Source organism: Afifella sp. IM 167 (genome assembly GCF_020144925.1).
Classification (GTDB): domain Bacteria; phylum Pseudomonadota; class Alphaproteobacteria; order Rhizobiales; family Afifellaceae; genus Afifella.
In genome coordinates this window covers 135,409-150,033 of the sequence record NZ_NSLC01000008.1, presented here as the reverse complement: position 1 = coordinate 150,033, position 14,625 = coordinate 135,409, and the positions used below count along the sequence as shown (strand labels likewise).

General features: G+C 66.9%; 18 protein-coding genes. 12 read left to right on the top strand and 6 right to left on the bottom strand.

Annotated features, from left to right (window positions below):
* Positions 1-93 precede the first annotated feature (93 nt).
* Genes CLD20_RS15565 through CLD20_RS15545 form a run of 5 tightly spaced genes read left to right on the top strand, consistent with a single transcriptional unit; the run spans position 94 to position 4,861 of the window.
* Positions 94-1,014, top strand: a complete 921-nt coding sequence (locus CLD20_RS15565; protein WP_224407575.1) for a MoxR family ATPase — start codon at positions 94-96, stop codon at positions 1,012-1,014.
* A gap of 3 nt (positions 1,015-1,017) precedes the next feature.
* On the top strand, positions 1,018-2,223 hold the full coding sequence (locus CLD20_RS15560; protein WP_224407574.1) for a VWA domain-containing protein: 1,206 nt from the start codon (positions 1,018-1,020) through the stop codon (positions 2,221-2,223).
* A gap of 9 nt (positions 2,224-2,232) precedes the next feature.
* Positions 2,233-2,559: an XdhC family protein gene (locus CLD20_RS15555; protein ID WP_224407573.1), complete on the top strand. Its 327-nt coding sequence runs from the start codon at positions 2,233-2,235 to the stop codon at positions 2,557-2,559.
* On the top strand, positions 2,559-3,254 hold the full coding sequence (locus CLD20_RS15550) for an XdhC family protein (protein WP_224407572.1): 696 nt from the start codon (positions 2,559-2,561) through the stop codon (positions 3,252-3,254). The genes CLD20_RS15555 and CLD20_RS15550 overlap by 1 nt, the downstream gene beginning before the upstream one ends.
* Positions 3,251-4,861 carry an NTP transferase domain-containing protein gene (locus tag CLD20_RS15545; protein WP_224407571.1) on the top strand — a complete coding sequence of 537 codons (1,611 nt, stop codon included), beginning with the start codon at positions 3,251-3,253 and terminating at the stop codon, positions 4,859-4,861. Before CLD20_RS15550 ends, CLD20_RS15545 begins: the two co-directional genes overlap by 4 nt.
* A gap of 3 nt (positions 4,862-4,864) precedes the next feature.
* On the opposite strand, the gene CLD20_RS15540 is transcribed toward CLD20_RS15545, so the two are convergent.
* From CLD20_RS15540 to CLD20_RS15520, 5 genes are all read right to left on the bottom strand, one after another.
* Entirely contained in the window at positions 4,865-5,608 is a 744-nt protein-coding gene (locus CLD20_RS15540; RefSeq protein WP_224407570.1) for a hypothetical protein, read from the bottom strand.
* Positions 5,609-5,668: 60 nt separating this feature from the next.
* Entirely contained in the window at positions 5,669-6,475 is an 807-nt protein-coding gene (locus tag CLD20_RS15535; RefSeq protein WP_224407569.1) for a beta-lactamase hydrolase domain-containing protein, read from the bottom strand.
* A gap of 1 nt (position 6,476) precedes the next feature.
* The gene (locus CLD20_RS15530; RefSeq protein WP_224407568.1) at positions 6,477-7,136 is read right to left on the bottom strand and encodes a DUF6691 family protein; all 660 of its coding nucleotides are present in this window, start codon (positions 7,134-7,136) and stop codon (positions 6,477-6,479) included.
* Positions 7,136-7,645, bottom strand: coding sequence for a YeeE/YedE thiosulfate transporter family protein (locus CLD20_RS15525; RefSeq protein WP_224407567.1), 510 nt, complete (start codon positions 7,643-7,645; stop codon positions 7,136-7,138). Before CLD20_RS15525 ends, CLD20_RS15530 begins: the two co-directional genes overlap by 1 nt.
* A gap of 96 nt (positions 7,646-7,741) precedes the next feature.
* A complete protein-coding gene (locus CLD20_RS15520; protein ID WP_224407566.1) occupies positions 7,742-7,924 on the bottom strand; it encodes a hypothetical protein in 183 nt (60 codons plus the stop codon).
* On the opposite strand from CLD20_RS15520, the gene CLD20_RS15515 reads away from it, so the two are divergent.
* The 4 genes from CLD20_RS15515 to cueR all read left to right on the top strand — a co-directional run bounded on the left by CLD20_RS15515 (position 7,923) and on the right by cueR (position 9,585).
* A complete protein-coding gene (locus CLD20_RS15515) occupies positions 7,923-8,327 on the top strand; it encodes a cytochrome c (RefSeq protein ID WP_224407565.1) in 405 nt (134 codons plus the stop codon). The two genes, CLD20_RS15520 and CLD20_RS15515, sit on opposite strands and share 2 nt — an antisense overlap.
* A gap of 104 nt (positions 8,328-8,431) precedes the next feature.
* Positions 8,432-8,719, top strand: coding sequence for an usg protein (locus tag CLD20_RS15510; RefSeq protein WP_224407564.1), 288 nt, complete (start codon positions 8,432-8,434; stop codon positions 8,717-8,719).
* A 52-nt stretch (positions 8,720-8,771) separates the two neighbouring features.
* A complete protein-coding gene (locus CLD20_RS15505; RefSeq protein WP_224407563.1) occupies positions 8,772-9,143 on the top strand; it encodes a cyclophilin-like fold protein in 372 nt (123 codons plus the stop codon).
* Between the two features lie 58 nt (positions 9,144-9,201).
* Positions 9,202-9,585, top strand: a complete 384-nt coding sequence (gene cueR, locus CLD20_RS15500; RefSeq protein ID WP_224407562.1) for a Cu(I)-responsive transcriptional regulator — start codon at positions 9,202-9,204, stop codon at positions 9,583-9,585.
* Here cueR and CLD20_RS15495 read toward each other — a convergent pair.
* Positions 9,582-10,343, bottom strand: a complete 762-nt coding sequence (locus CLD20_RS15495) for a hypothetical protein (RefSeq protein ID WP_224407561.1) — start codon at positions 10,341-10,343, stop codon at positions 9,582-9,584. The two genes, cueR and CLD20_RS15495, sit on opposite strands and share 4 nt — an antisense overlap.
* A 441-nt stretch (positions 10,344-10,784) precedes the next feature.
* Between CLD20_RS15495 and CLD20_RS15490 the strand changes: the two genes are divergently transcribed.
* From CLD20_RS15490 to menB, 3 genes are read left to right on the top strand one after another with little or no spacing between them, the layout of a single operon-like run.
* A complete protein-coding gene (locus CLD20_RS15490; RefSeq protein WP_224407560.1) occupies positions 10,785-12,113 on the top strand; it encodes an isochorismate synthase MenF in 1,329 nt (442 codons plus the stop codon).
* The gene (gene menD, locus CLD20_RS15485) at positions 12,110-13,789 is read left to right on the top strand and encodes a 2-succinyl-5-enolpyruvyl-6-hydroxy-3-cyclohexene-1-carboxylic-acid synthase (RefSeq protein ID WP_224407559.1); all 1,680 of its coding nucleotides are present in this window, start codon (positions 12,110-12,112) and stop codon (positions 13,787-13,789) included. Before CLD20_RS15490 ends, menD begins: the two co-directional genes overlap by 4 nt.
* The gene (menB, locus tag CLD20_RS15480; protein ID WP_224407558.1) at positions 13,786-14,622 is read left to right on the top strand and encodes a 1,4-dihydroxy-2-naphthoyl-CoA synthase; all 837 of its coding nucleotides are present in this window, start codon (positions 13,786-13,788) and stop codon (positions 14,620-14,622) included. Before menD ends, menB begins: the two co-directional genes overlap by 4 nt.
* Positions 14,623-14,625 lie beyond the last annotated feature (3 nt).

Below are 14,625 nucleotides of genomic sequence, written 5' to 3'. Positions count from 1 at the left end.
GGCTGGCGGAGGAGCGGTTTTTGTCCTCCGCAATATGTTTGGCGAGGATGCGGTTCCGCCTATATACGTTTCGCAAAGCTACCGTATCGCGCGATGTCCAAGAGCCGATTGCCCCAATCCATCGACGAAACCCTGACGCTTCTGGGCGAGGCCGGCTATGTGGCCGATCGGGCCCTCGCCACCGTGCTCTTTCTGTCGCTGAAGATGGGAAGGCCGCTCTTCCTGGAAGGCGAGGCGGGCGTCGGCAAGACGGAGATCGCCAAGGTCCTGTCGCAGACGCTGGGGCGGAAGCTCATCCGCCTGCAATGCTATGAGGGGCTCGACGTTTCCAGCGCCGTCTACGAGTGGAACTACACGGCGCAGATGGTGGAGATTCGCCTTGCCGAAGCTGCGGGCGACACGGAGCGGCGCTCGCTGACGGAGGACGTCTTCTCCGAGCGCTTCCTCATCAAGCGGCCGATCCTGCAGGCGCTGGAGCCGGACCTTGCCGGCGCGCCGATCTTCCTCATCGACGAACTCGACCGGGCCGACGAAGCCTTCGAGGCGTTCCTTCTGGAAGTCCTATCCGACAATCAGGTCACGATCCCGGAGATCGGCACGATCCGCGCGGCCGAGCCGCCGATCGTCATCGTCACGACCAACCGGACCCGCGAGATCCACGACGCGCTGAAGCGGCGCTGCCTCTATCACTGGGTCGACTATCCGGATGCCGAGCGCGAATTGCAGATCGTGAGCCGACGCCTGCCGGGCGTGCGGGAGCGGCTCGCCAGGGACGTCGTCGGCTTCGTGCAACGCCTCAGGCAGGAGGACCTCTTCAAGAAGCCGGGCGTCGCCGAGACGCTCGACTGGGCGAGTGCGCTGACGGAGCTCGACATGGTGGCGCTCGATCCGGAAACCATCTCTGACACGCTGGGCGTTCTCCTCAAATACCAGGACGACATCGCCCGCATCCAGGGCAGCGTCTCCAAGAAGCTGCTGGAGGAAGCGCGCGCGGAGCTGGCGGCGGCGGAGTAGGGCGTGCTCCGGAGCGAAAACGGACAGGCGGGCGGCGGCAAGGTCGCCGACAATATCGTCTTCTTTGCCCGGGCGCTGCGCCGTGCCGGGATCGCGGTGGGGCCGGCGACGGTGGTCGACGCGCTGAAGGCGGTCGAGGTTGCCGGTATCGGTTCGCGCGCCGATTTCTATTGGACGCTCCACTGTGTTTTCGTGAAGAAGCGGGCCGACCGACCGGTCTTTCATGAGGCGTTCGAGCTCTTCTGGCGCGAGCGCGGACTGATCGAGAAGATGCTGGAGCTCCTGTCGCCCGTCGCCCCGCCGCGGCCCTCCGAAAAGGAGAAGCCGAAGGCCGGCGCCTCGCGGGTCGAGGAGGCGATGTCGGGCCTGAAAGACCGCCGCGAAGAGGAGGTCGTGCCGGAGATCGAGATCGACGCGCGCATGACCGTCGCCGAACAGGAGATCCTGCGGCGCAAGGATTTCGCCCAGATGTCGGCCAGCGAGATCGCCGAGGCGATGCGCGCCATCGTGGCGCTTCGGCTTCCCGATGACCGGCTGAAGATGCGCCGGCTCGTCCCTTCCTCGCGCGGAAAGGTCGATCCGCGGCGCACGGTGCGGGCCTCGATGCGCTCCGGCGGCCAGCTCATCCTGCCACAGATGCGCTCGCGGCGCCTTGTCGAGCCGCCCATCGTGGCGCTTGCCGACATTTCCGGTTCGATGAGCGAATATTCGCGCGTGATGCTGCACTTCCTGCATGCGCTCTCGGCGCGGCGGAAGGTCTTCAGCTTCGTCTTCGGCACACGGCTCACCAACGTGACGCGGCAGTTGCGGTGGAAGGATCCCGACGAGGCGCTTGCCGGCTGCTCGGATGCCGTGATGGACTGGTCCGGCGGGACGCGCATTGCCGATGCGCTGCACGGCTTCAACCTTCACTGGTCGCGGCGCGTGCTCGGACAGGGAGCGACGGTGCTCCTCATCACCGACGGTCTTGAGCGCGACGAAGGCGGCGACCTTGCGGCAGAGGCGGCCCGGCTTTCGCGCTCCTGCCGGCGGCTGATCTGGCTGAACCCGCTTTTGCGCTTTGACGAATTCGCGCCGCGGGCGCGCGGCATCAAGGCGATCCTGCCGCATGTCGACGAGTTCAGGCCGGTGCATTCGCTGGAGGCGATCGAGGATCTGGTGGCGGCGCTTTCGGAGCCGGGAAAGGCTCCCATGAAGGCGGCCGCCTAGGAGGGGACGATGGAAAAGCTCTTTGAGAAAGACACGCTCGCCACCGCCGAAGCATGGCGCAAGGAGGGGCGCGAGGTGGCGCTCGCCACCGTGGTGGAGACCTGGGGCTCGGCGCCGAGGCCGGTCGGCAGCCATCTCGTCATCGACGGGGAGGGCAATTTCGAGGGCTCCGTCTCCGGCGGTTGCGTGGAGGGCGCGGTCGTCGGCGAGGCGCTGGAAGTGATCGGCGCGCATCAGGCGAAGATGCTGGAATTCGGCGTGGCCGACGAGACGGCCTGGCGGGTCGGGCTCTCCTGCGGCGGCAAGATCCGCGTTTTCGTGGAGCCGGTGGAATAATGGATGCTGCGATCCTCTCCGGGCTCAACGCGGAGCGCGCCGCGCGCCGCGCGGCGATCCTCGTCACGGACACGATCGACGGCCATACGCGGCTGGTGAAGAAGGCGGAGGCGGCGCACGACCCGCTTGCCGAGGAACTCGCCAGGCGCTTCCGCTCCGGCCGCTCGGGCATGCTGGAGGATGGAAGGACCTTTCTCACGGTGTCGGTGCCGCCGGCCTGGCTGGTGATGATCGGCGCCGTCCATATCAGCCAGGCGCTCGCCCCCATGGCGCGGATGGCCGGCCTCGACGCGACGATCATCGATCCGCGCACCGCCTTCGCGACCCCCGAGCGCTTTCCGGATGTGGAACTCATCGCCGAATGGCCGGAGGAGGTGCTGAAGACGCGCCCGCTCGATGCCTATACGGCGCTTGCCGCGCTCACCCACGACCCGAAGATCGACGACGTGCCGCTGACGGCCGCGCTCGAAGCCGGTTCCTTCTATGTCGGCGCTCTCGGCAGCCGGAAGACGCATGCCGGGCGTATCGAGCGGCTGAGCGGCGCGGGCGTTGGCGCGGACGCGCTGAAGCGCATCCACGCGCCGATCGGCCTCGATATCGGCGCCGCCTCGCCGGCCGAGATCGCCGTCGCCGTGCTTGCCGAGCTGATCGCGGCGCTGCGCAAGGCGCCGGCGGGCGAAAGCGGGGCCGCTTGAGGTTCGGCGAGACACCCGTTGCGGAAGCAGAGGGGGCGATCCTCGCCCATTCGGTGAAGCAGGGCGACATCGCGTTCAAGAAGGGGCGAAGGCTCTCCGGCAAGGACGTTTCTGCGCTTCTTGGGGAGGGTATCGAGAGCGTCGTGGCGGCGCGGCTCGAAGCCTCCGACGTGCATGAGGACGAGGCGGCCGAGCGCGTGGCGCGCGCCATCGCCGGCCCGGCCGTCACCGTGGAGGCGCCCTTTACCGGCCGCGCGAACCTCTTTGCAGAGAAAGCCGGGCTCTTCCTCGTCGATCGCAACCTCGTCGACCGGGTGAACCGCATCGATCCCGGCCTCACGGTGGCGACGCTTCCCCCTTTCGCCTCGGCCGAAGCCGGCCGCATGCTGGCGACGGTGAAGATCATTCCCTTCGCGCTGCCGGAGAAGGTCGTCGCCGAGGCCGAACGCCTTCTCGCTGCGGCCGGGCCAGCGCTTTCCCTTGCGCCCTATCGGCCGCTGCGCGTCGCGCTGGTCGCCACGGAGCTTGCCGGCACGAAGGCGAAGGTTCTCGACAAGACCAGAAAGATCCTGGAGCAGCGGCTGGAGAAGGCGGGGGCGAGCCTTGCCGGCGAAACACGCGTGCCGCATCAAAGCGGCCCGCTGGCGCAGGCGCTCGCCGGGGCCGCGGAGACCGCCGACCTCCTCATCGCCTTCGGCGCCTCGGCGATCACCGACGAGGCCGATGTCATCCCGGCGGCGATCCGCCAGGCGGGCGGCCGGGTCTTGCATTTCGGCATGCCGGTCGATCCCGGCAATCTCCTCCTCGTCGGCGAGATCGGCGGGCGAGCGGTGATCGGCGCACCGGGCTGCGCAAGAAGCCCCAAGGAAAACGGATTCGACTGGGTGCTGAATCGCTTCCTCGCCGGCCTTGAAGTGACGCCGGAAGACATTTCGGCCATGGGCGTCGGCGGGCTCTTGATGGAGATCGTCTCGCGCCCGCAGCCGCGCCTGCCGGAGGAAGGCGGGGGCGATGTCGTCGCCATCCTTTTAGCCGCCGGCCGCTCGCGCCGCATGGGCGGACCAAACAAGCTGCTCGCCCGCTTCGGCGAGACACCTCTGGTGCGGCGCACGGCGGAGGTGGTGCTCGACAGCGCCGCCTCGGAGGTCGTCGTCGTCACCGGACATATGCGCGCGGAGATCGAGGCGTCGCTTTCCGGCCTTGCCGTCAGCTTCGTGCACAACCCGGACTACGAGAGTGGGCTCGCCGGTTCGCTGAAGACCGGTCTGCGTGCGCTGCCGGAGGATGCGGCGGGCGCGCTGATCGTGCTCGCCGACATGCCGAACCTCACATCGGAGGCGCTCGACGCCATGATGGAGGCTTTCGCGCCGGGCGAGGGCCGGGGGATCGTGCTCGCCACGGCCTCCGGCAAGCGCGGCAATCCGGTGCTGTGGGCGCGGCGCTATTTTCCCGAGCTGATGCAGGCGAGCGGGGATACCGGCGGACGCCATGTCATCGGCCAGCATGGCGAGGATGTCGCCGAGGTGGAACTCGGCGAGGCGGCGCGCCTCGACGTCGACACGCCGGAAGCGCTCGCCGCGGCAGGCGGAAGGATCGAGGAGATCTGAGGCTCAGGCCGCGGCCGAGGCACCCTCGATGCCGAGCGCTTCCTCCACCGCCCGGATCTGCACGAGAAGGTCGATCGGCGTCTCGCAGAGGTTCTGCAGCGCGCGGTCCTCCAGGATCGTGCCGGCATCCAGCGGCCGGCTCCCGGCGGCCCTGGCGAGGACCCGGTCGCGCTCTTCGAGAAGCCCCGCGATCTGCGGTTGGAATAGACACACCATCGCCGTCAGCCAGGCGTTGAGCTCGGCGGAGGGCCCGGCCTTTCCGACGGCGAAGCGGCTCACGAGGCCGGCGACCGTCTTTCCCGGATACCAGGTCTCGTCGCTCACCCAGCGGTTGGTCGCGAAGAGACGCATCGGCCGGCCATGCGCATCCATCGAAAGCGCCACCAGATGGGCGATCCGCGCCTCCGGCGCGTGCGGGTCGGCGCCTTCGTAGCGGGCGTCCGGTTCCGGCGAGAGGCCAAGGCGCGGCGGGCGCACGAAGATGTGGAAATGGCCGTGCTCGCCTTCCGCCCGCTCATCGGCGGCATGCGCGTGATAATAGAAGAGGCTGCCGGTCGTCGCGTCCTCCACATCCCCAGGCGGGTAGTGGCCCCATTCCTCGAACTTGCCGGCATCCTTCAGCGCCTCCGCGACCGGCGAGGAATTGCGGGCCGTAAGGCGCGCCTGGCATTTCAGGACGCGCGCGGCCGCGTCGTGCATGGCTTCCAGCTGGTGCTGCGGAAGGCTTCTGAGATCCGGGCCCGTCATCGGCATCTCTCCTTGCAAAAAAGGCGGCGGCGCCGAAGCGCCGCCGTCCAGTTCGGCGGCTCAGAGGGGATTTAGTCCGAGCCGCTCGCGCACAGCACCCTCGCGGGAAGGCTTGAGGCCGACGGTGCGGCCTTCCTGAATGGCAATCATCGGCGGCACGCCGTTCTTCGCCCGGTAGAGGGCCCAGGCCGCGCCGACGCGGTTGGAGGATTCGCAATGGATGAGGAGCGGGTAATTCGACGGATCGGTGACGAGGGCGCCGATCTCGTCGATCTGCTCGTCGGTCGGCGCCTCGGTCGCGACCGCGACCTGGACGTATTTGAGGCCCGCTCCCTCGGCCGCCTTCATCTCCGCCGGCGCACCTTCCTCGTCCGTGTTCAGGTTGACGACCGTGACGAAGCCAAGCTTCTTCAGCTCGCCGAAGGCATCCGGCGAGACGACGCCGCCCGTGCCGATATAGGGCGCGGCGCGCAGGTAATTCTTCACGAGGTTCGGCATCACGTCGCCATAGGGCGCCTGCACCCAGCCTTTCTGCGTCACGTCGAAGGGATTGGCGGCATCGCCCGTGGTGGCGCCCATGGCATCAGCGGAGGCCGCGGGTGCGCATGGGCTGGCGCCCGGGGCGCAGGGATTGGCCATGGCGGCGGGCGCGGCCGCGGGCGCGCAGGGATTTGCCGGCGCACAGGGATTCGCCGGCGCGCAGGGGTTGGCGGCCGGAGCGCAGGGGTTCATCTGAGCGTGCGCGGCGGCGACCAGCGAGAGGCGCGGAACGGCATGCTCGAGCGCCACGCTGCCGGAAAGACCGAGCGCGGCGGCCGGAATCGCCGCCAGGAGTGATGTCCGCTTCTTCATCGTCCCGTGCTTCATGTCAGACTCCCTTGCTGACGGCCTGTTCGCCGAGCGGCGGGGCCGGTTCTCGTGTCGAAATTTCGTTTCGGCTTTCAAGGATCTCGGCCGCCGTGAGGGGCCCGCCGAGCTTCCTTTCGAAGAAATTGCCCAGGCGGAAGAGGCCGAAGGCGGCACCCGCCATGATGGCGAGGATCGCCCATTCCGGCAGGCCGGTAAGGTCCATCATCGTTTGCCCGTTCGGCCCCTTGCCGGCGAGATAGAAGGCTTCCAGCTGCGTGAAGAAGGCGGCGAAGATGGTCGTGCCGGCGACCATGCCCAGGATGAAGACGAGCGCGTCCCAGCGACCGGATGCAAACCCCACGGCCGAGGTGCCGGGGCAGTAGCCGCCGATCGCAAAGCCCGCGCCGATGAAGAGGCCGCCGGCGGCGATCGCCCAGAGATAGACGGTTGGTACGAAGACACCGTCCGGCTTGAGAATGCCGGCAAGTCCGGCGAGCCAAAGCCCGACGGCGCAGACGATGACGGCGGTGAACATGACCTTGATCACAGCAAAATCGGTCAGGCGGAACTGCGCTGTCAGCTTGCGGGGGCTGCCGAAACCGGCACCCTCGAGCGCGTAGCCGAAGAGGATGCCGGCCAGCAGGCCCGCCGCGGGAGCGTTGTCGTAAAGGGGAAGCATCAGACCCACTCCTTGCGCATGGCGAGGCTGACGAGAAAGCCCGCGAGGAAGAAGGTGAGGAGGAAGAGGAAGCCTGCGACAGCGAGCGTCGCTCCGCCCGAAAGCCCGAGGCCCGAGGTGCAGCCGCGGGCGAGCCGTGCGCCGAAGCCGGTCAGCGCGCCGCCGATGAAGGCGTAGACGAACCGCGATCCGGCCGTCGCGCGCGGGCCGCGCTCCGTCATGGCGCGGAACCGGCCCGAAGTGAGGGCGCCCGCCGCCGCGCCGATCACCACGCCGACGATTTCCCAGGAGATCCAGGAGGCGAGGGGATTGGCGCGCAGGAACGGGCCGAAATAGCTGTTCGCCTCCGCCCATGCCGGCATCGCTCGGTCGGATGCCCAGGCCGCGAGGCGGGTGAAAAAGCCCGAGGCGCCGAGGCCGTGACCGGTGATCAGGAAGGTGAGGAGAAGCGCGCCGCCGAGCGCGGCGCCCGCGGCGAGCGGGTGCCAGAAGGGTCGGGGGCCTGCCATCTGCATCTCGCTTCCTCTCCTTTTTCTTCTTTCGGCGGGCCGGTCGGCCTTGTGACCGACCCGCCACCTGCCCCCTCTCGAGGTGGGGGAGGCTCGTCACCGCATATTAAATTCGTAAAAACGAATATGACGAAGTGATGCACGATTTGTCCGGTCGGCGCAACCATTCTGGAATTTTTCCAGCCAGAAATTCCGGGTGTCGCTGACGATTTCCCCGATGGCGTCCGATTGATCCCGGTCATGGCGCCGCGCGCGAAAGCGGCGAGAATCGCGGGCCATGGCAGGCCTTCGAATCGCGATCGCAGCGTCTTTTCTTCTTCCCTCGCTCGCCGCCGGGCAGGATCTCGTGCACGGGCGCAGGCTGGCGGAGGAGAATTGCGCGCGCTGCCATGCCGTCGGAGCGGAGGGGGTGAGCCCGATGCCGCCCGCGCCGGCCTTTCGCGAACTGTCGCGGCGCTATCCGGTCGACACGCTCTGGGAGGCGCTGGCGGAGGGGATCGTCACCGGCCACCCGGAAATGCCGGAATTTCACTGGCCGCTTGGCGATATCGACGACATCCTCGCCTATATCTCCTCCATCCAGTTGGAGGAGTTTCCCGACGATCTGGAGGAAGACGGCGTGCCCGAGGGGCTTGCGCCGAAGGGCGACCGGGAGGACGCGGCTGGCAGCACTCCCAGGTAGATGCTGCCAAGCTATTGCTCCGGCTGATCTTTTCGACTTTGGGCGGGATAGACATTTAACCTGTTCGACGCAATCATTGCACCTCCTCAACATGGAGGAGAGGCATGCATCGCAGTGAACCCGCCCATGACGGCGATTTCGGTCGGCAGCTTGCCGGCTACGGTCTGACGACCGCCAATGTTCTCTACTACCTTCCTGATCGTCCCAGTCTGATCCAGAGCTTCGTCTGGCAGTTCTACGACGTCGCGCCGGAGCATCCCCGGCTGGAGCGCTTCCTCGATTTCTGGCGGCGCGAGATCGAGGCTGCGATCCATTCGGTCGAGATCGCGCACGAGCGCCTGCTTCGCCCTACGGAAGTAAGGCTGGCAAATTTCGAGGGACGGTTGCATTAGATTCCCGGAGCGGCGCCGCGGGCTGGCGTCGCGTCCATCCCGGGAGAGCGAGTTGCGGCAGGTTCGCTTCACCTTCGAGGGCGTCACGCTCGACGCGACGCTCCGCGACACCCCGACGGCCGATGCCATCGACGCCATCCTTCCGATGGAGGCGACGATCGCGACCTCGGATGGGGCGGTTCTGTTTCCTGTGCCCGTTTCCGTGGGGCTCGAAGCGGAAGCGCGCGATGCTCCCCGACCAGGCGAGATCGCCTACCGGCCGGAGGCGAGGATGGTCGCCATCGCATTCGGCCCTCCCAACGCTTCCGGGGAGGATGGGTCCTCGGGCTTCGAACCCGCCAATCTCTGGGCCGATGCCGCTGGCGATCTCGCCCAACTTGAAAAGCTCGCGCCCGGCACGCGCGTCCTCATCACCTGCATCTGAGCTTGAACTTCCAGTTGCTGGAACCTTTATTGGCGGAAAGGCTCAGGGAGCGCAGGCGATGAATATCGGTGACGCCGCAGAGGCGAGCGGGCTGCCGCCCAAGACGATCCGCTACTACGAGGAGATCGGCCTGCTGCAGCCCGACAGGCGGGGCAACAACTACCGGGACTATTCGGGCAGCCACATCCACAGCCTGCGCTTTCTCGCCCGGGCGCGCTCGCTGGGCTTTTCCATCGAGGATTGCCGCCAGCTCCTCTCCCTCTACGGCGACCGCTGCCGGGCGAGCGCCGACGTCAAGGCGATCGCGCGGGGCCATATCGAGGAGATCGACCGCAAGATCGGCGAGCTTGAGCAGATGCGCGCGACGCTCTCCGCGCTGGTCGATGCCTGCCACGGCGATGCGCGCCCCGACTGCCCGATCTTGGAGGGGCTGGCGGGCTAGGGCTCATTATGTGCTTCAGAGGTTTCGTTCGAGGTGAGTTCCGAGTTGTGCGTGGGTATTTCAGTTTTTGGAACGTAGATCCGCTTGAAACGCCAGTGTGTGCCCTTTTTGCTTGGTTTGATATCTGGTGAAATCATGCAGCGCTCTGGGGCAAGAAATTCTTTAGGTGCGCCCGGGAGGTGCAATGTCAGAAATCTCTTGTCGCTCTTGGTCGGCTGCACGTATTGTGGCCACGAGCATTTCTTGACGCGAGATGATTCTCTTGGAGACGTCAGGACGATATATATCGATGGAAGATGTAATTTTGAATTGTCTTCTAAGAATACAGATTCACTGAATTTTTCCCATTCTTTCAGTCGTGAACATTTTCTTTGGAGTTGCTCATTTGACCAGCTCATAAGGCCTTTTGCCTCGACAAGTATAATTGTCTTTTTGAATGCTATAATGAGGTCAAAATCTTCGTTGCTGCCTCGAATTGCCTTTTTGTCTTCGTGTGTTTTCGGATTGTAGAAGGGCGCGCTGCTCACGTTGCCTTTTCGAAGGTAAAGTACCAGGGCGGCGAAGAGCCAGTCGATATGGTAATCGATTGCCCACCACGCGTCTTTAGGAATCTTTATTGAAAGATGATTGTTGAGTTCTGTCCTGAAGTCTTTATGAAGATTTGATGTTTTTGAGAAACCAAAAGTGGCGGCCCGAAACAACCAGTACCTTTCTTTTCGATTGAAAGCTGCGAGGCATTCTTTGAGGCTGTCGTCCATTGTGGTCCCCTCGGTCTAGCGGGCCTGTCTGTGCAGCGTCCACGTCTCTCTATCCTTTCATGATCCTGCATGAAATTCGGCTCCGTCGGTATGCAACGCGGGTCACTGTCCGGCCGCGGCTTTTACGCGCACCGGATCGGACGCTGCCGCAACGGGGTGACGGCTTCGCCGCGGATATTGCCCGTCCGCGCGTAGTTCTTGCGTCTGCAACGCTAGAAAATGCGTATCGCCCCGGTTGCGACGGCCGGGGCGTCGGTGGCAACTCTGCAAAACCTGCAAGGCGCTTTCCATGTTAGCGGGCAAAGCGTTACATCCTGCCAGGACAGAGGGCCCGACCGGCATCTTCATGCGCCACGTCTTTTCTCCAAGCCCGATGACAGGCCTTGCGCGCCGACGCGCGGCCGATGGGATGCGGCCGTCTCCGGCCGAAAGGGCAGCACGTTGAACGCGGATCTGCGCAGCCTTCCCGGTCTCCTGGAACGGGCGATCGCGGCGGCGAGCGAGAAGCTCGCCGGCGTGCCGCGCGGGAGCGTCGCGAGCCTTTGCGTGGCGCTTCCTGCCGATGCTCTCGCCTCCGCTCCTCGACCCCGAGGGGCGTATCGATGGATTGCCCCGGCAAGGGAGCTTGCCCTTTACGCCGCCGGCGAGGCTCTTCGCGGCGACCGCGAGCAGCTTGACGATCTTTGCGGGCCGCGCAGCGCCTGGCGCATCATCGGCAATGCACGGCAGGCCGTGCCGCTCGCCTTCTTCACCCTGCCGCCGGCGACGGAACGACAGTCGACCTCCTTCGTGGTGCCCAGCGTACTTTTCCGCCGTGAGGGCGGGGAGGCGGGCGCCGTGCTGACGGCGCGCTTCGACGGGCAGGCGCTTTCCGACATCGCGCGCGAATGGCTGGAGCTTGCCGCCGCCATGCTTTCGGGCGCGCCCGCCAACGCGGCCGCATCCTTCGAAAGCCGGCTTGCCGAGCCGGAGATGGATATCTGGCGCGAGCGTGTGGAGCGAACGACGGCGGCCATCCGAGCCGGCCGCTTCGACAAGGCGGTGCTTGCCCGACGGTTGGAGCTCTCCCTTGCCGAGGCGGTCGATCCGCTGGTGCTCGCCGATCGTCTGGCAGAGGCGCATGCCGGCTCGAACATCTTTTCGTTCCCGTATCGTGGCGGCTTCGTGGTGGCGGCGAGCCCGGAACGGCTTGCGGCGAAGGCCGACCGGCGGATGGCCAGCGACGCGCTCGCCGGCACGACCCGCCACGCCGGGATCGCTCCGGAGGACGAAGCGGCGGATGCCGCCCTCGTCGCCTCCGCCAAGGAAAGGCGCGAGCACCGGATCGTGGTCGACGCGATCGCCGCCGCGCTCGGCGATCTCTGCGACAGCGTCGAACGGCCGGAAGCGCCGGAGCTCATGCATCTTGCCCGCGTCACGCATCTGTGGACGCCGCTTGCCGGCCAGCTGAAGCCGGAGGTCGGCCTCCTCGACGTGGTGGAGCGGCTCCATCCGACGCCGGCCGTTTCCGGCTTTCCGCGCCAGGCGGCCCTCGACTGGCTCAAGGCTCTCGGCGAGGCCCGCGACGGCCTTTATTCGGGCGTCGCCGGCTGGATCGACCGCAAGGGCGACGGAGAGGCGGCCGTCGTCCTGCGGGGCGCCTATCTGGATGGCCGGCAGGCGAGCCTGTGGGCCGGCGCCGGCATCATGGCCGAATCCGATCCGGACGCCGAATGGGCGGAGACGGAGATGAAGCTCGCCACCATGCTCGATTTCCTGGAGGCGAAATGAGCGCGCAGGCGGAAGTAAATTTTGCCTGGGCAGAGGCCCTTCTCGGCGCGCTCGCGGCGGCGGGCCTGCGCCAGGTCGTCGCCTCGCCGGGCTCGCGCTCCACGCCGCTGACGCTCGCCGCCTTCCGGAATCCTGACCTCGAGCTTCGCATGGTGCTCGACGAGCGTTCGGCCGGCTTCTTCGCCCTCGGCATGGCGAAGGCATCGGGCGTGCCCGTGGCGCTTGTCGCGACATCCGGGTCGGCGATTGCCAACTGGATGCCGGCGGTGGTGGAAGCCGACATGGCGCGCGTGCCGCTCCTCCTCCTTTCCGCCGACCGGCCACCGGAGCTGCAAAATCGCGGCGCCAACCAGACGATGGAGCAGGCTGGGCTCTTCGGCGGGCATGTGCGCAGCTTCGTCCAATTGCCGCCGGCGGAAGAGGAGACGGCTTGGTTCGCGCCGCTTGCCGCAAGGCTCGTCGAAGCGAGCCTACGCCCGCTTGCCGGCCCGGTGCATGTCAACGTGCCGTTCCGCGAGCCGCTGGTGCCGGGCCGCGAAATGCGGGCGGACACCGCTTTGCATTCCGGTCCGTTGCGGCTTTCCTCGCAGAAGATCCCTCAGCCAGAATCCGTCGAGGCGATCGCGAGGATTCTCCGCGAGGGCAGGGGCGCGATCGTGTGCGGTTCGGAAGCGCTGGGAGAAGAGGCTCGCGCGGCCATCTGCGACCTGGCGCGCCGGCTCGATGCGCCGGTCCATGCCGACATCCTATCCGGTCTGCGGAGCGGCCACGACGAGCATCGCATTCTCGCCCATCCCGATCAGGTGGTGCGCGTGGCCCCCGTGCCCGACTGGATCCTGCGCTTCGGTGGCACTCCGGTCTCGAAGGCTCTCCTCACGCTTTTTGAAGCCGCACGCGGAAGGCCGCAGATCGTCGTCTCGGCCTCGCCGCGCCTTTCCGATCCGGCCGGCACGGCGAGCCATGTCGTCGAGGCGGACGCGGCCGCGCTCTGCTCGGGGCTGAACGTGACGCCGGGTCCGGCCGAATGGATCAAGGAGATTCTTTCGCTCGACGCCCTTGCCGCGGAAACGGCCGAGACCGTGTCGGCCGATCCGGAGCCCTTCGAAGGGTCCGTGGTGCTAACGCTGATGCGGGCCCTGCCGGCGGAAACGCCCGTCTTTCTCGGCAATTCCCTCGCCGTTCGTGCTGCTGACTGGTTTGGGGGGCGCGGCGCCGTGCCGCTTCGCCTCTTCGGCTCCCGCGGCGTCAGCGGGATCGATGGCAACGTGTCCACCGCTTTCGGCATTGCGGCGGTGGAAGGCCCGGCGGTCGCCGTGGTGGGCGACCTTGCCTTCCAGCACGATCTCGGCGCGCTCGCGCTCGGCCGTGACCTGCCGCTCGCCATCCTCGTCCTCGACAATGGCGGCGGCGGCATCTTCGACCATCTGGCGCAGGCGGGCCTGCCGGAATTCACGGCGGGCTGGCTGACGCCGCAGGCGCTCGATCCCGTCGCAGCGGCCCGCGCCTTCGGCCTTCATGCCGAAACGGCGGATACGACGCCGGCCGCCGTCGCCGCCGTCATCGCGGCGCTTGCCCGGCCCGGCGCCTCCGTTATCCGCGTTCCCATCGATCGGCGGGCGAGCCTTGCCCGCTTCCGCCGCTTCTTCTCCGCCCTTCCAAAGGAAAGACAGACATGAGCCAAGAGACGATCGCCTGGCAGGCGGTGCCCGGACAGGATTTTTCCGACATCCTCTTCGACAAGGCCGAGGGGATCGCCAAGATCACCATCAACCGCCCGCATGTGCGCAACGCCTTCCGGCCGGAGACGCTGGAAGAGATCATGACGGCGCTGCATCTGGCGCGCCTCGACAAGGAGGTCGGCGTGATCATCCTGACGGGCGCCGGGCCGGATGCCTTCTGCGCCGGCGGCGACCAGAAGGTGCGCGGCGAGGATGGCGGCTACAAGGACGAGAAGGGCGTCAACCACCTCAACGCGCTCGACCTGCAGCGCATGATCCGCACGCTGCCGAAACCGGTCGTCGCCATGGTGGCCGGCTATGCGATCGGCGGCGGCAACGTGCTGCAGCTCGTCTGCGACCTGACGATCGCCGCCGACAATGCCCGCTTCGGCCAGACGGGACCGCGCGTCGGCTCCTTCGACGCCGGCCTCGGCGCCGGGTTGATGGCGCGCACGGTCGGGCTGAAGAAGGCGAAGGAGATCTGGTTCCTCTGCCGGCAGTACGATGCCGAGCAGGCGCTTCAGATGGGCATGGTCAACACCGTCGTTCCGCTGGCGAAGCTGGAAGAGGAGACGGTGACGTGGTGCCGCGAGATGCTGCGGCTTTCGCCGACGGCGCTGCGCGTCCTCAAGGCCGGCTTCAACGCCGATACGGACGGGCTTTCGGGCGTGCAGGAACTCGCCGGCAACGCGACGGCGCTCTTCTACATGAGCGACGAGGGGCAGGAGGGGCGCAACGCCTTCAACGAGAAGCGCGCTCCGGACTTTTCGCGCTTCCCGCCGCGGCCCTGACAC